The following is a 20,410-nucleotide window of genomic DNA, read 5'->3' as shown; positions in this document are numbered from 1 at the left end:
ACCAGCAGAAGCTGGTCGATGCTTGAAACGTCAGCCGTTATCAGGCCACAGGCGAACGCCAGTCATCGGAGCCCGAAGTACCGGACACTTCGTGGGTCCAGGTGATTTTGCGGTAGGTCATTTCGATGTCTTCCAGGTGCGTGAAATGCGCGTTCGCAGGGTCCTGGCAGTTGTGCATGTAGTCCTTGGAGCTGACGAGGATCGCGTCTTCCAGAACGGTGGTGTAGTAGTGCTCTTGAGTACCTTGAGCCGAGGTACGGAACCATTTGATTTCGACTTTGCTCAGGCGCTCGCCGGAAGTCAGGGCCGCCTGCAGCAGAGGCGAAGACTTGTCGAACACTTTGGTGATTTTCACCGGCTTGTGAACGCGCTGGCCGGTAGGCTGGCCGGACTGTGGGTCACGCGGGATGATCACGTCGTGGTGGAAAGCCTGGACCATCACTTCGTCTTCGTGGCCTTCCTGAAAGGTGTTGCCCACGGAGTCGGCGGTGAAGGCGCCGGCAGTGATCAGGCCTTGTTTTTCGCCGGTGATGGACATGTACGCGGGTGTAGCCATGGATGCTCTCCTTGCTGAAACTTTGAGGGTCCCGGAAGGCGAATTTGCCTGATGGGTGGCGATTACTGATCAAGCTTTGTGCCACTCAATAAAATAGCTATATAAATCATATGGATGCGTGATTTGTTCGCGGCATGTTGAGCTTTTCATGGGGAAAACCCGTTGAAAGTGCGCAAGAAGTTGCGCACCACTGTGCAACTTCTTGCGCACTTCTCTGTAGGCCTTCATTAGCATGGGGTGTAGAGAACTGCTCACATGTTATCCACAGAAAAGTGCGCAACTTCTTGCGCATAATGGCGATGTGTCATCCGTGGGTCGGAAACGAAAGCCGGTTTGCACGTTCTTCTGTACAAGTTTTCCTGCCTGCAACTGTCATTTCTACGGGTAGCCAATATTCGCGTGTGAGTTCATTGTGACGGTGCGGGTGGGGTCAGCCGCGCTCGTACACATTGCCTGGAATGGTCACTTGCCATGCCTCATAAAATTGTCCTGTGTCACTATGAATATGACCCGCTGGATCGCCTTGCGACCCGCATGCCGCTTGCTGAGGCTGTCACCCGGTCTTTCTATCGGGCTGACAGACTGGCCAACGAAATCCAGGGTGCCGGGCAGCGCACTTTTTTCCACCGTGAGAATCAGTTGCTGGCACTGCAAACGATGATCGGCAAAGTCCTCGCTACGACCCTGACCAGCACCGATCAGCCAGGCAGCGTGCTCCATGCGGCGACATCGGGGCAGCGTACTGCCATCGCTTATGCACCGTATGGTCATCACGCTGCGCTCGGGAATCTGCCCGGTTTCAATGGTGAACGCCCTGATCCCGTCACGGGCCATTATCTGTTGGGCAAGGGGTATCGCGCCTACAACCCGGTACTGATGCGTTTCAACAGTCCGGACAGCTTGAGCCCGTTTGGCGAGGGGGGCGTGAATCCTTATGCCTATTGCCTGGGTGATCCGGTCAATCACTATGACCCCACGGGGCATGTGTCCTGGCAGTTCATCGTAGGCATAGTGCTCAGTGTGGCCGCGCTGACAGCTGCCACCGCCACTCTGCTCCCTTCGCTGCCTTTCCTGTTATCCGTGGAGGCCGCCCAGGCCGGTTTTTTCAGTGCGGGTAGCCTATCCACGATCATTACCGGGACGAGTGCGGTGGCAGGTGGCGCGCTTGGTATAGCCCGACAGATCGTAGCTGAAGCCGCCCCCGATTCTCCAGCACTGGAACCCATGGGCTGGGCCGCTCTGGCGCTCGGTGTCGTTGCTTCCAGCACGCGGGTCGGCACGGTGATCGCCGCCCGGAATCCGAAGAACCTGGTGAGCTTGCAGAGGGCGGTAGCTGTGGAATCGATAAAACGTCGGGAGGCGGTGACTGTGCACCTGAGAAATATCAGTACGCGTATCAGATAAAGTTCATCAATCCGTTCTCTGGATCTATACGAGTCCCCCCTCTGAAGACTTGAGCACCGCAAGGAACCCTCCCGCCTGCGCACAGTCGCATGTTCACGTTCCTCTCTCGTGATATCACTCTCGCATCTGGCAGCCGCAAAAGGAGTCTGCATGCCTGCTCGTTCTTCTGGACTGGTTATGCTCGGCCTTGCCGCAGCCATGGCGCTACTGACTGGCTGTGGCCAGGAAAAACCGGCGGCTCCCGATCTGCCGAGGGTATATGTGCAAACGGTGAAGACTGCCGACTTTGCAGCCAGTGTTGCCTTGACCGGTGATATTCAGGCGCGTGTGCAGACCCGGCTTTCATTCCGGGTCAATGGCAAGATCATCCAGCGTAATGTGGATGTCGGTGATCGTGTCACCGCCAACCAGGTTCTCGCCCTGCTCGACCCCAAAGACCTGCAGATCAATGTCGACTCGGCCCTCGCCTCGGTGGCCGCCGAGCAGGCGCGGGTCACTCAGGCTCGCGCCGCTTTCGGGCGTCAGGAAAAGCTGTTGCCCAAGGGCTACACCAGTCGCAGCGAATACGATTCGGCCCAGGCGGCATTGCGCGGCAGCGAGAGCGCGCTTAAGGCCGCTCAGGCGCAACTGGCCAATGCCCGCGAGCAGTTGAGTTACACCGCCCTGGTCGCCGATACGCCGGGTGTGATCACGGCGCGTCAGGCCGAAGTCGGGCAAGTGGTGCAGGCGACTGTGCCGATCTTCGACCTGGCCCGGGATGGCGAGCGCGATGCGGTGTTCAATGTTTACGAGTCGCTGTTCGTTCAGCCGCCTACCGACCAGCCAGTGCAAGTGACTCTGCTCGACAACCCGGCCATCAAGGTCAGCGGCAAGGTGCGCGAAGTGACCCCGGCGGTTTCGGCTGAAACCGGTACCTTGCAGGTCAAGGTCGCGCTTGATCCGCTGCCTGAAGGCATGGATCTGGGCTCTGTGGTCAGCGTGGCCCTGAGCGCGCCAGCCAATTCCAGTGTCGAGCTGCCGTGGTCGGCCCTGACCAAGGACCTTGGCGAGCATCTGGGCAAGCCCGCCGTGTGGGTGGTAGACGAGCAGGGCAAGGTCAACCTGCGCAAGGTTCAGGTCGCTCGTTACCTCACATCCAGAGTCATCATCGGTGACGGCCTCAAGAGTGGAGAGAAAGTCGTGGTGGCTGGCGGACAGTTGTTACACCCGGACATGCAGGTCGAGATCGCCGAGCAACCCCGGCAGCAAAATGCTCAGGTGCAGCCATGAAGCCTCTGGCCTGCCTGTTGTTGAGCGGTTTGCTGCTGAGTGGCTGTGGCAAGGATGAAACGCCACCCGAGCCGGTTCGGCCGGTGGTCTTTGTCGAGGCCCGGCCTGATTCTCAACTGGAGTTCGGACGTTTCGCCGGCAATATTCAGGCGCGCTATCAGAGCGTGCTGGGCTTTCGGGTGCCAGGTCGTATCGCACGCCGCCATGTGGACGTGGGCAGCGAAGTGAAGAAGGGCGACCTGCTCGCAACCCTGGACCCTACCGATCAGCAGAATAATGTGCGTGCTCGCCAGGGCGATCTGGCCCGTATCGAGGCGCAGTGGATCAATGCCCAGGCCAATGCCCGTCGTCAGCAGGAATTGTTCGACCGTGGCGTCGGCGCGCAGGCGCAACTGGACAATGCCCTGACCGAACTGAAAACCACGCGCTCGTCGCTGGATCAGGCCAGGGCAGCAGCGCAGCAGGCCCGCGATCAATTGAGTTACAGCGAATTGCGCACGGACCACGATGCGGTGGTTACCGAGTGGAAGGCCGAGGCCGGGCAAGTCGTCACGGCGGGGCAGGAGGTCGTGACGCTGGCACGGCCCGATATCAAGGAAGCAGTGATCGATCTGCCGGTTTCGCTGGTGGATCAATTGCCCGTCGATGTGGTGTTCAACGTGGCCAGCCAGCTTGATCCGCAGGTGAAAACCACCGCCACGCCTCGGGAAATCGAACCACAGCCCGACCGCTCGACCCGTACCCGTCGGGCGCGCCTGACTCTGACTGATACGCCACCGGGATTGCGGCTCGGTACCGCGATCAGCGTGACCCTGAGTTCCGCCATTGCCCCGCGCATGAGCCTGCCGATCACGGCATTGCAGGACATCGACGGCAAAGCCCGGGTCTGGATCATCGACCCGCAAAGCCAGACGGTAAATCCCAGAGAGGTGAATGTCGTCAGTCGTGACAACGACAGCTTCCTGCTGACGGGCGGAGTCAATGCCGGTGAGAAGGTGGTCAGTGCGGGCGTCAACAGCCTCAAGCCGGGGCAGAAAGTCAAAGTCGATGAGGAAAGCCCACGATGAAAGGAAGCTTCAATCTGTCCGAGTGGGCCATCAAGCATCAGTCGTTTGTCTGGTACCTGATGTTCGTTGCGCTGTTGATGGGCGTGTTTTCCTACATGAAGCTGGGGCGTGAAGAAGACCCGTCCTTCACCATCAAGACCATGGTTATCCAGACCCGCTGGCCCGGCGCAACCGTGGACGAAACCCTGAAGCAGGTAACCGACCGCATCGAGAAGAAGCTCGAAGAGCTGGACTCACTGGACTACGTGAAAAGTTATACCCGGCCCGGCGAGTCCACGGTTTTCGTTTACCTGCGCGACACCACCAGTGCCAAGGACATACCGCAGATCTGGTATCAGGTGCGCAAAAAGATCGACGACATTCGCGGGCAGTTCCCCCAAGGCTTGCAAGGACCGGCGTTCAACGACGAATTCGGTGATGTGTTCGGCTCGATCTACGCCTTTACCGCCGATGGTTTCTCGATGCGCCAGTTGCGCGATTACGTCGAGAAGGTCCGCGCCGATATCCGTGAAGTTCCTGGCCTTGGCAAGGTGGAAATGATCGGCCAGCAAGATGAGGTGATCTACCTTAACTTCTCCACCCGCAAGCTGGCGGCTCTGGGGCTGGATCAGCGTCAGGTGGTGCAAAGCCTGCAATCCCAGAACGCGGTGACGCCTGCCGGGGTGATCGAGGCCGGGCCGGAGCGTATTTCCGTGCGTACCTCAGGGCAGTTCGCTTCGGAAAAGGACCTGGCAGCGGTCAACCTGCGGCTCAATGACCGTTTCTATCGGTTGAGCGATATCGCCGAGATCACCCGAGGCTACACCGACCCGCCCAAACCGCTGTTCCGCTACAACGGCAAACCGGCCATCGGCCTGTCCATCGCCATGCAGAAGGGCGGCAACATCCAGGAGTTCGGCAAGGCTTTGCATGAACGCATGGACATTTCCACCGCCGAGCTGCCGGTGGGTGTTGGTGTGCACAAGGTTTCGGATCAGGCCGAAGTGGTCGACAAAGCTGTGGGTGGTTTCACCAGCGCGCTGTTCGAGGCAGTGATCATTGTGATGGTGGTCAGCTTTGTCAGCCTCGGGGTGCGTGCAGGTCTGGTGGTGGCCTGTTCCATCCCGCTGGTGCTGGCCATGGTCTTCGTGTTCATGGAGTACAGCGGCATCACCATGCAGCGGATTTCCCTCGGGGCGTTGATCATCGCCCTCGGGCTGCTGGTGGACGACGCCATGATTACCGTGGAAATGATGGTCACACGGCTGGAAATGGGGGAAACCAAGGAGCAGGCCGCGACCTATGCCTACACCTCGACTGCGTTCCCGATGCTGACCGGCACGCTGGTAACGGTGGCCGGTTTCGTGCCCATTGGCTTGAACAACAGCTCGGCGGGGGAATATACCTTCACGCTGTTTGCCGTGATTGCCGTGGCGATGCTGGTGTCGTGGATCGTGGCCGTGCTGTTTGCGCCGGTGATCGGTGTTCATATTCTGAGCAGCAATATCAAGCCCAAGTCCGAAGAGCCGGGCCGTGTAGGTCGTGCATTCAACAGCAGCATGCTGTGGGCCATGCGTCATCGCTGGCTGGCCATCGGCATGACCCTGTTGCTGTTTGCCGCCTCGCTGTTCTCGATGCAGTTCGTGCAGAACCAGTTCTTTCCGTCGTCGGACCGGCCTGAAATTCTGGTCGACCTGAACCTGCCGCAGAACGCCTCGATCAACGAGACGCGCCAGGTGGTGGACCGTTTTGAAGCCAGCCTCAAGGACGATCCCGATATCGAGCGCTGGAGCACCTATATCGGCCAGGGTGCGGTGCGTTTCTACCTGCCGCTGGATCAGCAACTGGAAAACCCGTTCTACGCCCAGTTGGTCATCGTCAGCAAAGGGCTGGAGGAGCGTGGTGCCCTGACTGCACGTCTGCAAAAGCGCCTGCGCGATGAATATGTCGGCATCGGCTCCTACGTGCAGCCGCTGGAAATGGGGCCTCCGGTCGGGCGTCCGCTGCAATATCGCGTCAGTGGCGAGAACATCGACAAGGTTCGCCAGCACGCCATCGAACTGGCCACGCTGCTGGGCAAGAACTCACACGTCGGTGAAGTGATCTACGACTGGAACGAGCCGGGCAAGGTGCTGCGCATCGACATCAATCAGGACAAGGCGCGGCAGTTGGGGTTGTCTTCCGAAGACGTTGCCCAACTGATGAACAGCGTTGTGAGCGGTTCGGCGGTGACGCAGGTGCGCGACGATATCTACCTGATCAACGTGGTAGGACGTGCCGAGGATGCCGAGCGCGGTACGCCGGAAACCCTGCAAAACCTGCAAATTGTCACGCCTGCCGGAACCTCGATTCCGCTGCTGGCCTTTGCCACGGTGGGGTATGAGCAGGAGCAGCCGCTGGTCTGGCGGCGTGACCGCAAACCGACCATCACCGTGAAAGGTGCGGTGCGCGACGAGATTCAGCCGACCGACCTGGTCAATCAACTGAAGCCGGAAATCGACAAGTTCGCTTCCGGATTACCCGTGGGCTACAAGGTGGCGACCGGCGGGACGGTGGAAGAAAGCAGCAAGGCTCAAGGGCCGATTGCCAGTGTCGTGCCATTGATGCTGTTCCTGATGGCGACCTTTTTGATGATCCAGCTGCACAGCGTTCAGAAGATGTTTCTGGTGGCCAGTGTCGCGCCGCTGGGGTTGATCGGCGTGGTGCTGGCGCTTATCCCGACCGGTACGCCACTGGGTTTCGTTGCGATTCTCGGGGTGCTGGCGCTGATCGGCATCATCATCCGCAACTCGGTGATTCTGGTGACCCAGATCCATGCCTACGAACAAAGCGGCTACTCGCCATGGAATGCGGTGGTCGAGGCCACCGAGCATCGCCGCCGCCCGATCCTGCTCACGGCGGCAGCGGCCAGTCTGGGCATGATCCCCATCGCACGCGAAGTGTTCTGGGGACCAATGGCCTACGCGATGATCGGCGGCATCATCATCGCCACCTTGCTGACCTTGTTGTTCCTGCCAGCGCTTTATGTGGCGTGGTACAGAATCAAGGAGCCCGCGTAGAAGCGGGCAAGCTTTCCCACGGCTTGTCCCGCGTTAGCCGATATCGCTTTCAACCAGGCTGAAATCTCCAAACCGCACAGGGCTCATGGTGAAAGTCCCCTCTGGATGTCTGGCAGAGACGGCCGGGCGAGGGGTCGAGACGTTCAGGAAGCAGGAGGTCAGATCGTTCTCGAAATACATATTGACCGAGAAACGTTGCCAGTCCGGCGTCGCAAAACCGCTGACAGGCGAAACCATTATTACTCCGTCAGCCCTGAAGCCACCCACACTGACGACAAATGAAGCGTCGTTCACGTCTGGATCTGCGCTGAGGGCATCGAATTCGATACGCAGGGTCTTGCCCGGCAGGTCCGGCAGGCTCTGGCTGATATTCGTCGCTACCGGCAACAGGATGCTTTGTCCCAAGCCGTAACGCTCGAAGTCGGGATCAAAACCCGCTGGCCCTTTCCAATAGTTGAAATCGTCTTTGAAATTGCCGTTCTGAATATATTGAGTAGCCATGATCATCTCCCTGATCGATTAACATTCGGTCCAGGTTTATGGGGTGCGAGCACCTTTTTCTGGAGTTCATCCTAAGCGCCATGCTGCTGCGCTGATACTGACAAAAATGCCAGTTACGCCATGCACGCAATAGGAGTTGAATGCTTTCGTCAAGTCGATGCAGCGCTCAATTTCTGCGCCAGACACTCGCCAGCCAGGGCTGCTGCTCCCTTGGCAAACCGGTAGGGCGATAGTAGTGCTCAAGCTCCACAAAGCCTGCGTCGGTCAGCACCTCGCGCCATGATTCCAGGTCGTGATACGAGCCATAGCGCTCGCCTTTCCAGCCTTCCTGGTTCTGGCCTCTGGGGTTGGAACTGAACAGCACGCCGTCCGGTTTGAGGGTGGCGTGCAACTGGCGCAGGACCTTGGGAAGTTCCTGTTTGGGGATGTGAAACAGCACGGCATTGGCGAAGATGCCGTCGAAGCGGGCGAGCGGCAGGTCCAGTTCCAGAAAGTTCTGGTGCAGCACTTCGCAGCCGCTGTCCTCGCGAGCCATTCGGGCGAATTCTTCACTGCCATCCAGACCGACTGCGACATGGCCCATGGCGCTGAAGGTCTTCAGATCACGGCCCGGTCCGCAGCCGAAATCCAGGATCTGCCAGGGCGTCGGCCCCTGGATATGGCGCAAGAGGGCGGCAATGTTCTGGCTGACGTCGTGGTCGCGGGTGCCTTCGCGAAAGTCTTCGGCCACCTGGTTGTAATGGCCGACGGTGACGGCGGTGATATGGGCGAGGTCTTGGGCGTCGAGCTTCATGGCAAACGGTTGTCCGGGCAATGGAGGTCGTCAATATACCTCCAGCCCGGACCGACGCAATGGCTCAGCGCTTGTTCAGAACCCGCGCCAGCCGGTCGCCACCCAGTTGAATGGCGGCCACCAGCACCACCAGCAATACGATCACGGTGAGCATGATCTGTGTGTCGAAGCGTTGATAACCGTAGCGGTAGGCGATATCCCCTAGCCCGCCGGCACCGATGGCTCCGGCCATGGCCGACGAGTTGATCATCGTGACGAGGGTGATGGTGAAACCACCGACGATGCCCGGCAAGGCTTCTGGCAGCAGCACATGCCAGACGATATGCCAGCGACGGCAGCCCATGGCTTGTGCGGCCTCGATCAAGCCATGATCGACCTCGCGCAGGCTGACTTCGGCAATGCGGGCGAAGAAGGGCGTTGCCGCAATGGTCAATGGCACCACGGCCGCCCATACACCGTAGCTGGTGCCCACGATCAGCCGCGTGAACGGAATCAGCGCGACCATCAGGATCAGGAACGGAATCGAGCGAAACAGGTTAACGAAAGCGCCGAGCACCTGATTCAGTACCGGTGCTTCGTAGATGCCGCCCCTGGAGCTGGTCACCAGAATCACCGCCATCGGAATGCCCAGCAGCAAGGCCACGAATGAGGACACGCCGACCATCAGAAAGGTATCGAGCACGCCTTGCAGTAAACGATCAACCCACATAACCCAATACCTCCGCGTGTGGCGCATGCTGGCGTGCGCGGGCCAGCAATTCGTCTCGACTGTGGGGTGAGCGGTTGATCGACAGGATCAGATGCCCGACGGCACGCTCCTGAATACGCTCCACGCCACCTTGCAATAACTTCACCTGGCCACCGAGGGCTGCGAACAATGCAGCCAGGTCCGGCTCTTCGGCACTGACACCGGTAAAGCTCAGGTCCAGCAGCAACGCGGCGTCCGGGTGAGTCGGTTGCGGTGCCAGGCGCTCCAGCAAGGCTTTCGGCAAGCCGAGTTGCAGCGGCGCGAGCAAGGTCTTGCTCACCTCATGCTGCGGGTTGCCAAACACTTGCCACACCGGGCCTTGCTCGACCACCTGGCCTCTTTCAAGCACCACTACACGGTTGCAGATATCACGGATCACCGACATCTCGTGAGTGATCAGCACGATGGTCAGGCCCAGGCGCTGGTTGATCTCGCGCAGCAGGCCCAGGATCGATTGAGTGGTTTCCGGGTCCAACGCCGAGGTCGCTTCGTCGCACAGCAGGATGGCCGGGTCATGCACCAGCGCACGGGCAATGCCCACGCGTTGTTTCTGCCCGCCGGAAAGCTGCGCCGGGTAGGACGTGTGCTTGTCCTGCAGGCCGACCAGCTCCAGCAGTTCAGTGACCTTGCGCTGGCGCTGCTCCTTGGGCACGCCCGCGACCTTGAGTGGCAGCTCAACGTTCTGCCACACGGTTTTGGCCGACATCAGGTTGAAGTGCTGGAAGATCATGCCGATGCGTCGGCGCAGTTCTACCAGCTTGTCTTCGTTGAATTCGCCAATGTCCACCTGATCGATCAACACCCTGCCGCTGCTGGGTTGTTCCAGACGGTTGATGGTGCGGATCAGCGATGACTTGCCCGCACCGCTGCGCCCGATGATGCCGAAGATCTCACCTTTCTGGATGGCCAGTTCGATGTTGCTCAGGGCTTGCACGGGACCTTGCTGGCCGTGGTAGGTCTTGCCCAGGTTGCTGAAACGAATATGGGCGTGATTCAAGTCCGGGTGCAATTCGGCCTGGCTGGCCGAATGTCCGGGAGCGGTCGGCTGTTGCCGTTGCGCAAGTGCGTTCATGTCATTCCTTCCAGCCCGGCTGGTAGAGCTTGCCGTTGACCTTGTCCAGAGAGGCGCGCACCACCGGGGAGTGCTGATAGATATCGACGAACTTTGCCAGGCGCGGATCGTCCTTGCGTTCAGGCTTGATCACGAACTGAATCACGTATTCCGGGTGGTCCAGGCCGTCGAACAGAATGGCCGAGTCAGCCGGGAAGGTCTTGGCCAGGCGGATATAGGCCGGATAGCCCTGAACCAGATCGGCATCATCGTAGGCGCGCACCAGTTGCACGGCTTCGACCTGAATGATCTTGATCTTCTTCGGGTTGGCGGTGATGTCTTCTTCGGTGGCTTTGTAGCCCACGCCTTGCTTGAGCGTGATCAGGCCAGCCTTGGCCAGCAGTTGCAGGCCGCGACCGCTGTTGATCGGGTCGTTGGCGATGGCCACGGTGGTGCCAGTAGGCAGCTCATCGAAGCTTTTGTATTTCTTCGAGTACAGCCCGACGTTATTGATGATGCCCGGCGCATAGGACACCAGATTGTAACCGGCGGCCTCGTTGGCGTTGGTCAGGAACGGGATGTGCTGGAAGTAGTTCACATCGATATCACCCGCCGCGAGGGTGACGTTGGGGGCGATCCAGTCGGTGAACTCCACCAGTTCGACCTTCAGGCCTTGCTTGGCGGCTTCTTCTACAGCAGCTTCCAGCGGGATGGCAAAGGCGGCGGTGGTGCCGACTTTCAAGGGCGCATCGGCGGCGTGAGCGGTGAGGGTCAACAGGCTGAGGGCCAGGGCGATAAAGGGTTTTTTCATGATGCTGTCCGTTGTTTTGAAATGTAGGAGCGCGAGACGCTTTTTCGCGAATGAATTCGTTCCTACGGGGAGTGTGTAAGAGCGACTTCAGTCGCGAAGCCGTGATGTCGATGTCTTGATCCTGCATGGTTGTCGGGCAGGTGCGCGTTGCCTTCGGGAAACAGCTTCTTGCGCAGGCTGCCGTCTTCATAAGCGGTCTTGTACGAGCCACGGCGTTGCAGTTCTGGGATCACCAGGTCGATGAAGTCCACATAGCTTTCCGGGGTGACGATGCGGGTCAGGTTGAAGCCGTCCAGACCGGTTTCCTCGATCCAGGATTCCAGCTCGTCCGCGACTTGCTCGGGCGAGCCCACCAGCGTGATATAGCGGCCGCCCAGCGCGTGTTGGTCGAGCAGGCGCTGGCGGGTCCAGTCGTTGTTCTTGAGGTTTTTCGTCGCGGACTGGATGGCGTTGCTTTTAACGTACTGGATAGGCTCGTCCAGCTCGTATTCGGCGAAGTCGATACCGGTGGAGGCCGCGAAATGCGCCACGCCGGCTTCGGCACTGGCGTAGCTGCGGTATTCGGCGTATTTCTCACGGGCAATGGCTTCGGTGGCACCGACAATCACGTTCAGGCCCATGAACACCTTGATGCCGTCGGGGTTGCGCCCGGCGGCTACGGCGCTGGCGCGGACCTTGTCCACTTGCTCACGGGTCGCGGCCTTGTTCTGGCCGCTGATGAATACGCACTCGGCATTCTGCCCGGCGAACTGCAAGCCTCGTTCCGAGCTGCCAGCCTGAAACAGTACCGGCGTTCGTTGCGGTGACGGTTCGCACAGGTGATAACCCTCGACCTGATAGAACTCGCCCTTGTGCCGGACCTTGTGGACTTTGTCCGGTCTGGCGTAGACGCGCTGTTCACGATCATTGATGACCGCGCCATCTTCCCAACTGCCTTCCCAGAGTTTGTACAGCACTTCCAGATATTCGTCGGCCTGATCGTAGCGGCGGTCATGTTCGACCTGCTCGGTCAGGCCCATGGCCCTGGCCGCGCTGTCGAGATAGCCAGTGACGATATTCCAGCCCACCCGGCCACGGCTCAGGTGATCCAGCGTCGACATGCGCCGGGCGAACAGATAGGGCGTTTCATAGGTCAGGTTGGCGGTCAGGCCGAAGCCGAGGTTGCGGGTGACCGCCGCCATGGCCGACACCAGCAGCAACGGGTCGTTGACCGGTAACTGGATCGACTCCTTGAGCGTGACGTCCACCGAGTTCTGATACACGTCGTACACGCCGACGATATCGGCGATGAACAGCCCGTCGAACAGGCCGCGCTCCAGCAGTTGTGCCAGCTCGGTCCAGTATTCCAGGGTCTTGTACTGGGTGGAGTTGTCCCGTGGATGTGTCCACAGACCATGGTTGATATGGCCGATGCAGTTCATGTTGAACGCATTGAGCAGGATTTTCTTCTTGGCCATCAGAGGGTCCCCCGGCGTGGAGGATTGGTGTCGTTGAGGTAGTAATTGCCGATGGCGTGATACTTCCAGCGCACCGGGTCATGCAGCGTATGCACGCGGGCATTGCGCCAGTGACGGTCCAGCCCGTGTTCGGCCAGCGTCGACTGGCTGCCGGCCAGTTCAAACAGTCTGCTTCCTGCTTCCAGCGAAATTTCCGTGCTGATGGCGCGGGCCTCTGCCACGGCGATGGACGCAGCGGCCAGGGTCTGGTCGTTGCTGTCGGCCTGGGCGATGTCGAGATATTCGCCAGCCCGTTCGAGCAAGGCTTCGGCTGCATGCAGGCGGATACCCAGCTTGCCGAAGCTGTGCAGGGTCAGCGGGTCGTCCACGGCTTTTTCTATACCTGAATCGATCCATGGCCGCGTGCGGGTGCGCACGAATACCAAGGCGTCTTCAAAGGCTGCACGGGCAATGCCGGTGTCGATGGCCGCATGGAGAATCTGCGCCAGCGGGCCGACCGTGGTCGGGCGCTCGAAAGCGCTCTGGAACGGGATGACATCCTCGGCGCTGACATACACATGCTCGAACACCACCGAGCCGCTGCCGGTGGTGCGCTGGCCGAAGCCGCTCCAGTCATCGATAACGCTCAGGCCCGTGCTGTCGTGGGGTACGAAAGCCAGTTGCTGAATGCCTTGGTCGTCAATGACCGAGGTCGGAATCCGCTGGGCGTACAGCGCGCCAGTGGCGTAGAACTTGCGGCCGTTGATGCGATAACCGTCGCCATCACGCTCCAGACGTGTGGTGCGTTCGCTGGCGGTTTTGGTGCCCAGCTCTGCGAGGGCATTGCCGAAGCGTTTCCCGGCCAGCACTTCGGCATACAGGCGTGCCTGTTGCTGTTCGCTGCCATTCACGCGCAGCACTTCAAGGGCGTAGAAATGGTTCTGCGGGATCTGCCCCAGCGAGCCGTCAGCCTGGGCGATTATCTGTACGACCTTGGCCAGGGTGACAGTGGACACGCCCGCGCCACCGAAGGCTTTGGGCACACTGATGCCCCACAGGCCGGACTGGCTGAACAGGTCGAGTTCGGGGGTCGGCAGACGGCGTTCGCGGTCACGCAGGGCGCTGTCGGTGGTGAATGTCTGCGCCAGTTCGCTGGCCACTTGCAGGGCCTGCGCGTCACTGGTGATCACGACAGGGGGTGGAGTGAAGCTCATAACGATGTTCTCCAGTTGTCTGGTTCAAATCCAGGAGTGGCGTGCGGGCAGGGTGCCGTTCAGATGCCAGGCGCCGACGGCGTAGTATTTCCAGCGCACCGGGTCATGGAGGGTGTGGACGCGGGCATTGCGCCAGTGACGGTCGAGATTGAACTGCGCCAGGGTGGCGCGGCTGCCGGCCAGCTCGAACAGCTTTTCACTGGCGAGCAACGAGATTTCCGTGGTCAGTACCTTAGCGCGGGCCACTGCAATGGAGGCGCGGGCTGCGGAGTCCTCGTCGATTGGCGCAGCATTCACTTTGTCGAGGGTCTGGGCGGCCTTGCGCAAGAGGGCTTCGGCGGCATGCAGGTCGAGTTTCAGCTTGCCGATATCAGCGATGACATAAGGGTCGTCACTGGCTCGCTCGACGTTGGCATCGACCCATGGACGAGCACGCTCGCGTACAAAGGTGATGGCCTCGTCGATGGCCTCGCGAGCGATACCTGCATCAATGGCGGCTTGAATCAGTTGTGAGACAGCGCCCTGAATATTTGGAGTCAGCGCCAGGCGCCAGTTGTCGACCACGTGCTCGGCTTCCACCGGTACGTTATTGAGCAATACCGTGCCACTGGCCGTAGTGCGCTGGCCGAAGCCTGACCAGTCATCGACGATGCTCAGGCCCGGCGCGCCGCGTTTCACGAAGGCCATGACCTGCCGACCTTCGTCATCCAGGGCCTTGACCGCGACCCAATGGGCGAACAAGGCGCCGGTGGAATAGAACTTCTGGCCGTTGATGACAAAGCGGTCGCCGTCGGCGGTGATACGGGCCTTGAGTTCCAGCGTGTTTTTCGTACCTCGCTCGGGCCCGGCATTGCCGATGCGCCAGCCATCGAGGACGCTTTGAAACAGGGACTTCTTTTGCTGTTCGTTGGCACCGTCCTGCAGCAGATGAAGGATGCCGAACTGGTTCTGCGGAATCTGCCCGAGTGCAGGGTCAGCGGCCGAGATGATCCGGAATACTTCGGCAATGGTCACGAAGGAAACCTGCGGGCCACCATAAGCCTTGGGAACGGAAATGCTGCCCAGCCCGTTACGGGTGAACTGCTCGATTTCCGGCCAGGGCAGCCTGCGTTCCTGATCCCTTCTGGCTGCATTCAGGCGTGCGATGCCTGCCAGCTCATGGGCGGCAGCAATGGCCTGGGCGTCGTTGTGCAACACCCTGGCCGGGAGTAACAAGGGCGCAACATCCGGCTCTTGTGAAGTCGAGATGTGCTGGGCAGTGTTTTTAGGCAATGCCCTGGTGTTATCCACGGGGGTAATTGTGAAAGAGACCATCGGAACCTCATAGCGGGTGCCGCCCGTGGGGGCAGCAAGAGAACATCGCGAAGTCCGGTGGTCCGGTTCATATACCCTAATCTTGTATCAATTATTTTAAAACGTGAATTTTGGAATAAGCATAGATGGCAAATGCTGGCTACCCGGTGGGTCCTTGACGGGAGGCCCTGGCAGCCAGGTAAGGTGGCCTTTTGCTTGATGTTAGTTGTATGTGCGCTGAGGGTTTTATGGCAGTTATATGGATGTAATCTTGTTAATTACTGAGTGAGCCCTCATGAGGTTTGTCGGGGTTTTTATAAATGATGATGTGAAAAACGCCAGCGGTTCATGAGCGCAAAACATACTCATGCAAGGCTGGCGTATAGGCGATGAGGGTTATTAAGGCTCACCGGGGTAGTTCACTTGATTTCCGGATTCTTATTTCCCGTGGCGGTGCCCAATGAGAGTTGTTTCCTACCCGGTCAATGACACAGTAAGTGGCCTCCAGTTGTTCGCCGCCGGCCTCGCGTATCAGGGTTGCCGGTACGACTACATCAATGGGTTCCCCGACATCTTCGAGAGTCAGAGGTGGCAGGTCCATGCGCAGGTCTCCCCATCGCAGGGTAATTTCGTCATGGGGTGCCATGTTCAGATAAGGCTCGATCGTCATCGGCAGACCGCTGTTCATATGCCGCGTGCTCAAGCCGCGGCGAACTACCGAAGGCGGCAGTGACAGTGGCGCCAGCCCCTGATTTTCCTCATCTACAGGGTCCAGCAACTGGCCGCCGGGTGCGTCCAGCTTGACCCAGATCTTGCAGATGGGCGAGGTTACAGGCGCTCCGCCTACTTTCATCATCCTGTAGTAGGTACGGGCCTTGCCGTTCTGCAGAAAGCTTTCCGGCACGCGCAGAGCGAGGGTCTGGTCGATGTCGGCTGCCGTCAGAATCTTTGATGCGGCGTAGCAGCCATCCCAGAACAGCTCGATCAGATCACCTTCATCCATGTCGTCGTAGGGATGGATATGGACCATCAGATGGGACGCTATCCTGACCCCGATGCCATGACGACTGGCCTGGGGAATGAAGGGGGGTAAAAGCTTTGATGAGTCGGGGTTGCAATAGGTTTGGCTCATGGTCGAATACTCGTGGTTAACAGAAGTGCCAGTAACTGTTTGTTATAGAATTTGTAATTCTTTCGGTAGTGGCCTGGTCTGAAAAGTAAAAGGCGATAAGTGTCTGAAAGTGCGGGGGTGTGGCAAACATTACAGGGCGTTGTAAATTAATACTTGTAACTTTGTAGTGTGCGCCAAGACCACTGTTCTGAGTGAGCTAATGGGTTTTGTGTAAGCCTGTCAATATACGGATGAGGTGTTATGAAGCAGTTTCGAAAAATTAGATTATTCCTACATGGATATACAAAGACTGTTTACTTTTAAGCAAACTGGCTTCCTACTCCATCCAGGCCTCCGATATGTTCGTTGCCCAAGCAGCGGCGACGCCATGATTGATGGCGTGAAGGAGAGGCGAGTGTGGTGGGATCCGCATCAAGGGCAGCCGAAAAATGCCCTGGATTGCTGCAGTAATTCGATGATTTTAGGTAGATGAGTGCTTTGGGCTGGCAAGTATTTTGATAGGTCAGCTTGTGTCGCATTGTAAGACGGAGGAGGAACAGCGTCCTTGCGGACGCTGTTTATGCGGACAGAGCTTGTAGGATCAGGCTCTGGTACGTTCCAGAAATTGCCTGGTACGTTCTTCTCTGGGGTTGGCAAACAAGGCTTTTGCTTCTCCCTGCTCAACGATCACGCCCTTGTCGATGAAAATCACCCGATTGGCCACATCCCGCGCAAAGCTCATCTCGTGCGTGACGATGACCATGGTGCGGTTTTCCTCGGCCAGTGCCCGAATGGCGGTCAGCACTTCGCCGACCAGTTCCGGGTCCAGCGCAGAGGTGGGTTCGTCGAAGAGAATGACCTCAGGCTCCATGGCCAATGCCCGGGCAATCGCGACCCGTTGCTGCTGACCGCCTGACAGACGGCGCGGGTAGGAATCTTCCTTGCCGGACAGTCCGACCTTGGCCAGCAACTGCCGAGCCAGGGCCTCGGCCTTTTCCTTGGCAATCTTCTTGACCACCACCGGGCCTTCGATGACGTTCTCCAGCGCTGTGCGATGGGGAAAGAGATTGAAGTTCTGGAACACGAACCCGACCTGCTGACGCAACTGGCGGATAAGGCCCTGTTGCTTGCTCAAGGCACGACTGCCATCAATCTGGATGTCACCCACCCTGATCGTGCCGCTGGTGGGGGTTTCCAGCAGGTTCAGGCAACGCAGCAGCGTGGTTTTCCCCGAACCGCTGGGGCCGATGATTGCCACGACTTCCCCGGACTCGATGCGCAGGTCGATGCCCTTGAGCACTTGCTGGCCTTTGAATTCCTTGGTGAGGTTTTCAACCACGATCATGCTTCAGGTCTCCAGATCATGCCGATTGACCCTCGCTTCAAGACGGTTTTGCAGGTGCGCGAGCAGCGATGCTAGGACCCAGTAGATCAGCGCGGCGGCAAGGTACATGGTGAAAATTTCAAAGGTCCGTGCGGTGATCAGTTGCGCCTGACGGAACAACTCCGGCACCTGAATCGTAGCGGCCAGGGCCGTGTCCTTGACCAGAGAAATGAAACTGTTGCCCAGCGGTGGCAGGGCCGTACGTGCTGCTTGCGGAAGGATCGCCCGGCGCATGGTCTGCCAGCGGGTCATGCCGATACTGGCAGCCGCTTCCCATTGCCCGCGATCCACTGCGCCGATGGCGGCGCGCAGGATTTCACAGGCGTAGGCCGCCATGTTCAACGAAAAGCCGATCAGCGCTGCAGGCAGCGGATCCAGTTCGACCCCCAGTTGTGGCAGGCCGTAATAGATCACGAACAGTTGCACGAGCAGCGGTGTACCGCGGAAAAACGACACGTAGACACGTGCCGGCCAGCTCACCAGCCTGAAGCGCGACAGACGCATCAGTGCCAGGCCGAAGCCCAGCAGCAATCCGAAAAACATCCCGCCCAGGCTGAGAACGACCGTGTAGTACGCGCCCTTGAGCAGAAAGGGCGCAGAGTCCGCTATGAGCTTTAGGCTCTCTTCGATCATTTGGTCACATCAGCGTTGAAGTACTTTTGCGACAGTTTGCCCAGAGTGCCGTCAGCACGCAGCTTGTCGATTGCCTTGTTGATGGCGTCCAGCAATTCAGGCTCGCCCTTGCGCAGGGCAATACCGGATTCCTGACGGGAAAACGGAGCGCCCGCGACACCAAAGGCATCCTTGGTCTTGGCAGCGATTTCCAGAGCAGCCAGACGGTCGACCAGAATGGCGTCGATACGGCCTACACGCAGGTCCTGAAACTTGGTCGGATCATCGTCGTAGGTCTTGACGATGGCCGTCGGGACATTGGTCTTGATCCACTGCTCATAGTTGGTGCCCAGGCCTACGCCGACTTTCTTGCCCGCCAGATCCTGAGGCGTCTTGATGGTGTCTGCGTTCTTCTTCTGGGTCAGCGCCTGCAGGCCGGAGATGGTGTAGGGCTGGGAGAAGTCGTACTTTTTCTTGCGCTCTTCGGAAATGGTCACCTGGTTGATCACCACATCCAGACGCTTGGATTCCAGAGCCGCGAGGATACCGTCCCATTTGGTCGGTTGTACCTTGGCCTTGACGCCCAGTTCCTTGGCCAGAGCTTCGGAAAGCTCGACTTCAAAGCCGGTGAGCTTGCCGTTTTCGTCCACGAAGCTGAACGGTGGATAAGTGCCTTCCAGGCCCACATTGAGCGTGCCGCTGTCCTTGATCTTTTGCAGTTGTTCGCCGGCCATGGCTTGCCCGGCAATACCGGTGCCGAGCACCAGGCTCAGAGCCGAGAAGAGAAACGTGCGACGAATAGCGGAAATGTTCATGCGAGCCCCTTGTTTGTATGGAGTGTCAGGCAAGTCAGACCTGGCGACAGCGTTTAGCGGTCGCGAATATAAAGCGAGTTTCTTATAAACAAAAAGAACTAAAAAGCATCTTCAGGTTTTCTTTTGGTATATGTGTCAGGCGTCGTGCTATCAGCCGCTGAACACATCCGGATATGCGAACAACGCTGGCGCTCCGCCGGTGTGCAGGAAGACCAGCGGCCCATCATTGAAACGCTGACGCCCGATGCCGTCGAGCAGGCCCGCCATGGCTTTGCCGGTATAGACCGGATCCAGTAACAGACCTTCGTGGCTGGCTACCAGTTTGATTGCCGAGAGCGTGCCAGCGTTCGGTTCACCATAGCGTGGACCGAAGTATTCGTCCCATAGTTGCACCTTGAAGGCTGGCGGCAGGGCGATATCCAGCAATTCTGCCGTACGCTCGGCCAGGCCCTGAACCTTGGGAAACTGGGCTTCTTCGCTACGGGAAACGGTTACGCCAATCACCGGCAGTTCCGGCAACTGCTCAGCCAGAGCCAGGGCCAGGCCGCTGTGTGTGCCCGCGCTGCCGGAGGCCAGCACCACGGCGGAAAAGTCCAGGCCGGTCTGTTTGATCTGCTCTGCCAGTTCCAGTCCGGCACGCACATAACCCAGCGCGCCTACGGCACTGGAGCCGCCAATCGGTACCAGATAAGGCTTCTTGCCACTGGTGCGCAGGCGAGCAGCCAGGGCTTGCAGTTGCTCGTCGGCGTTATCGAGGTTTTCCACCAGCTCGACCTTGGCGTCGAACAGATCCAGCAGCAGGCGATTGCCGTTGTGCAGGTAATTGGTGTCTTCGGTGCCGATGGGGTTTTCCAGCAGCGCGACACAACCCAGCCCCAGACGAGCGGCCAGTGCTGCGGTCTGGCGCACATGGTTGGACTGGATGGCGCCAGCGGTAATCAGCGTGTCGGCACCCTGTGCCAGCGCATCGGCGGCCAGGTATTCCAGTTTGCGCACCTTGTTGCCGCCCAGCGCGAGGGTCGTGGTGTCATCGCGCTTGATGTAGATATCGCGGCCCGCCCAGGTCGACAGGCGCTCAAGCTTTTCCAGTGGAGTGGGAGCGTCGATCAGGTCGAGGCGATTGAAACGAGCCAGCTGTTTTTTGATCATCGTGATGGGTAAGCCGAGTAGGGAGTAACGGGACTATATGCAGAGGTTTCCTGCACGGCAACCCGGGATGTCTTATGACAGGGAGGCTAAAGCCCTACGTAAATTGTTATTTTTTCCGTGCAAATGTTTGCCGTAGAGTGGAGGCCGCAGGGGCCTCC

18 protein-coding genes are annotated in these 20,410 nt (G+C 59.0%); 4 read left to right on the top strand and 14 right to left on the bottom strand.

What is annotated here, in order from left to right:
* Positions 1-40: 40 nt before the first annotated feature.
* Complete coding sequence (locus CKW23_RS07050; protein WP_025258081.1) at positions 41-556, bottom strand: Hcp family type VI secretion system effector; 516 nt, start codon at positions 554-556, stop codon at positions 41-43.
* Positions 557-1,027: 471 nt separating this feature from the next.
* Here CKW23_RS07050 and CKW23_RS07045 point away from each other — a divergent pair, with 471 nt between their 5' ends.
* The 4 genes from CKW23_RS07045 (at position 1,028) to CKW23_RS07030 (ending at position 7,334) form a co-directional block, all read left to right on the top strand.
* The gene (locus CKW23_RS07045; protein ID WP_095067303.1) at positions 1,028-1,960 is read left to right on the top strand and encodes an RHS repeat-associated core domain-containing protein; all 933 of its coding nucleotides are present in this window, start codon (positions 1,028-1,030) and stop codon (positions 1,958-1,960) included.
* A gap of 150 nt (positions 1,961-2,110) precedes the next feature.
* Complete coding sequence (locus tag CKW23_RS07040; protein ID WP_095067302.1) at positions 2,111-3,229, top strand: efflux RND transporter periplasmic adaptor subunit; 1,119 nt, start codon at positions 2,111-2,113, stop codon at positions 3,227-3,229.
* Positions 3,226-4,296 carry an efflux RND transporter periplasmic adaptor subunit gene (locus tag CKW23_RS07035; RefSeq protein ID WP_025258084.1) on the top strand — a complete coding sequence of 357 codons (1,071 nt, stop codon included), beginning with the start codon at positions 3,226-3,228 and terminating at the stop codon, positions 4,294-4,296. Before CKW23_RS07040 ends, CKW23_RS07035 begins: the two co-directional genes overlap by 4 nt.
* Positions 4,293-7,334: an efflux RND transporter permease subunit gene (locus CKW23_RS07030; RefSeq protein ID WP_095067301.1), complete on the top strand. Its 3,042-nt coding sequence runs from the start codon at positions 4,293-4,295 to the stop codon at positions 7,332-7,334. Before CKW23_RS07035 ends, CKW23_RS07030 begins: the two co-directional genes overlap by 4 nt.
* Before the next feature lie 33 nt (positions 7,335-7,367).
* Here the strand turns inward: CKW23_RS07030 and CKW23_RS07025 are convergent, their stop codons facing one another.
* The 13 genes from CKW23_RS07025 to CKW23_RS06965 form a co-directional block, all read right to left on the bottom strand.
* The gene (locus CKW23_RS07025; protein WP_143498916.1) at positions 7,368-7,835 is read right to left on the bottom strand and encodes a hypothetical protein; all 468 of its coding nucleotides are present in this window, start codon (positions 7,833-7,835) and stop codon (positions 7,368-7,370) included.
* 166 nt (positions 7,836-8,001) lie between these two features.
* Positions 8,002-8,628, bottom strand: coding sequence for a bifunctional 2-polyprenyl-6-hydroxyphenol methylase/3-demethylubiquinol 3-O-methyltransferase UbiG (locus tag CKW23_RS07020; protein ID WP_095067299.1), 627 nt, complete (start codon positions 8,626-8,628; stop codon positions 8,002-8,004).
* Between the two features lie 64 nt (positions 8,629-8,692).
* A complete protein-coding gene (locus tag CKW23_RS07015) occupies positions 8,693-9,337 on the bottom strand; it encodes a methionine ABC transporter permease (protein WP_025258088.1) in 645 nt (214 codons plus the stop codon).
* Positions 9,327-10,448 (bottom strand): methionine ABC transporter ATP-binding protein, encoded by a 1,122-nt coding sequence (locus CKW23_RS07010; protein WP_095067298.1) that lies wholly within the window; start codon positions 10,446-10,448, stop codon positions 9,327-9,329. The genes CKW23_RS07015 and CKW23_RS07010 overlap by 11 nt, the downstream gene beginning before the upstream one ends.
* 1 nt (position 10,449) lies before the next feature.
* Positions 10,450-11,238 (bottom strand): MetQ/NlpA family ABC transporter substrate-binding protein, encoded by a 789-nt coding sequence (locus tag CKW23_RS07005; protein WP_025258090.1) that lies wholly within the window; start codon positions 11,236-11,238, stop codon positions 10,450-10,452.
* Positions 11,239-11,300: 62 nt separating this feature from the next.
* Positions 11,301-12,695 (bottom strand): LLM class flavin-dependent oxidoreductase, encoded by a 1,395-nt coding sequence (locus CKW23_RS07000; protein ID WP_025258091.1) that lies wholly within the window; start codon positions 12,693-12,695, stop codon positions 11,301-11,303.
* The gene (locus CKW23_RS06995) at positions 12,695-13,888 is read right to left on the bottom strand and encodes an SfnB family sulfur acquisition oxidoreductase (protein ID WP_025258092.1); all 1,194 of its coding nucleotides are present in this window, start codon (positions 13,886-13,888) and stop codon (positions 12,695-12,697) included. Before CKW23_RS06995 ends, CKW23_RS07000 begins: the two co-directional genes overlap by 1 nt.
* A 24-nt stretch (positions 13,889-13,912) precedes the next feature.
* Complete coding sequence (locus tag CKW23_RS06990) at positions 13,913-15,085, bottom strand: SfnB family sulfur acquisition oxidoreductase (protein ID WP_256590432.1); 1,173 nt, start codon at positions 15,083-15,085, stop codon at positions 13,913-13,915.
* Between the two features lie 502 nt (positions 15,086-15,587).
* A complete protein-coding gene (locus CKW23_RS06985; protein WP_025258094.1) occupies positions 15,588-16,313 on the bottom strand; it encodes a hypothetical protein in 726 nt (241 codons plus the stop codon).
* A gap of 580 nt (positions 16,314-16,893) precedes the next feature.
* Entirely contained in the window at positions 16,894-17,637 is a 744-nt protein-coding gene (tcyN, locus tag CKW23_RS06980) for an L-cystine ABC transporter ATP-binding protein TcyN (protein ID WP_095067296.1), read from the bottom strand.
* A 3-nt stretch (positions 17,638-17,640) separates the two neighbouring features.
* Positions 17,641-18,309 carry a cystine ABC transporter permease gene (tcyL, locus tag CKW23_RS06975; RefSeq protein WP_025258096.1) on the bottom strand — a complete coding sequence of 223 codons (669 nt, stop codon included), beginning with the start codon at positions 18,307-18,309 and terminating at the stop codon, positions 17,641-17,643.
* Positions 18,306-19,103 (bottom strand): cystine ABC transporter substrate-binding protein, encoded by a 798-nt coding sequence (tcyJ, locus tag CKW23_RS06970; protein ID WP_025258097.1) that lies wholly within the window; start codon positions 19,101-19,103, stop codon positions 18,306-18,308. Before tcyJ ends, tcyL begins: the two co-directional genes overlap by 4 nt.
* A gap of 150 nt (positions 19,104-19,253) precedes the next feature.
* The gene (locus tag CKW23_RS06965) at positions 19,254-20,252 is read right to left on the bottom strand and encodes a D-cysteine desulfhydrase (protein WP_025258098.1); all 999 of its coding nucleotides are present in this window, start codon (positions 20,250-20,252) and stop codon (positions 19,254-19,256) included.
* Positions 20,253-20,410: the final 158 nt, after the last annotated feature.

The organism is Pseudomonas sp. Irchel 3A18 (assembly GCF_900187465.1).
Taxonomy (GTDB): Bacteria; Pseudomonadota; Gammaproteobacteria; order Pseudomonadales; family Pseudomonadaceae; genus Aquipseudomonas; species Aquipseudomonas cichorii.
Note: the sequence above shows the minus strand (reverse complement) of the source record. Positions and strands in the feature narration are given on the sequence as shown.

Excerpts from the sequence above, each read along its gene's own strand:
- CKW23_RS07050 (WP_025258081.1), bottom strand. The coding sequence starts at position 556 with ATGGCTACACCCGCGTACATGTCCATCACCGGCGAAAAACAAGGCCTG.
- CKW23_RS07045 (WP_095067303.1), top strand. The coding sequence starts at position 1,028 with ATGCCTCATAAAATTGTCCTGTGTCACTATGAATATGACCCGCTGGAT.
- CKW23_RS07040 (WP_095067302.1), top strand. The coding sequence starts at position 2,111 with ATGCCTGCTCGTTCTTCTGGACTGGTTATGCTCGGCCTTGCCGCAGCC.
- CKW23_RS07035 (WP_025258084.1), top strand. The coding sequence starts at position 3,226 with ATGAAGCCTCTGGCCTGCCTGTTGTTGAGCGGTTTGCTGCTGAGTGGC.
- CKW23_RS07030 (WP_095067301.1), top strand. The coding sequence starts at position 4,293 with ATGAAAGGAAGCTTCAATCTGTCCGAGTGGGCCATCAAGCATCAGTCG.
- CKW23_RS07025 (WP_143498916.1), bottom strand. The coding sequence starts at position 7,835 with ATGGCTACTCAATATATTCAGAACGGCAATTTCAAAGACGATTTCAAC.
- CKW23_RS07020 (WP_095067299.1), bottom strand. The coding sequence starts at position 8,628 with ATGAAGCTCGACGCCCAAGACCTCGCCCATATCACCGCCGTCACCGTC.
- CKW23_RS07015 (WP_025258088.1), bottom strand. The coding sequence starts at position 9,337 with ATGTGGGTTGATCGTTTACTGCAAGGCGTGCTCGATACCTTTCTGATG.
- CKW23_RS07010 (WP_095067298.1), bottom strand. The coding sequence starts at position 10,448 with ATGAACGCACTTGCGCAACGGCAACAGCCGACCGCTCCCGGACATTCG.
- CKW23_RS07005 (WP_025258090.1), bottom strand. The coding sequence starts at position 11,238 with ATGAAAAAACCCTTTATCGCCCTGGCCCTCAGCCTGTTGACCCTCACC.
- CKW23_RS07000 (WP_025258091.1), bottom strand. The coding sequence starts at position 12,695 with ATGGCCAAGAAGAAAATCCTGCTCAATGCGTTCAACATGAACTGCATC.
- CKW23_RS06995 (WP_025258092.1), bottom strand. The coding sequence starts at position 13,888 with ATGAGCTTCACTCCACCCCCTGTCGTGATCACCAGTGACGCGCAGGCC.
- CKW23_RS06985 (WP_025258094.1), bottom strand. The coding sequence starts at position 16,313 with ATGAGCCAAACCTATTGCAACCCCGACTCATCAAAGCTTTTACCCCCC.
- tcyN (WP_095067296.1), bottom strand. The coding sequence starts at position 17,637 with ATGATCGTGGTTGAAAACCTCACCAAGGAATTCAAAGGCCAGCAAGTG.
- tcyL (WP_025258096.1), bottom strand. The coding sequence starts at position 18,309 with ATGATCGAAGAGAGCCTAAAGCTCATAGCGGACTCTGCGCCCTTTCTG.
- tcyJ (WP_025258097.1), bottom strand. The coding sequence starts at position 19,103 with ATGAACATTTCCGCTATTCGTCGCACGTTTCTCTTCTCGGCTCTGAGC.
- CKW23_RS06965 (WP_025258098.1), bottom strand. The coding sequence starts at position 20,252 with ATGATCAAAAAACAGCTGGCTCGTTTCAATCGCCTCGACCTGATCGAC.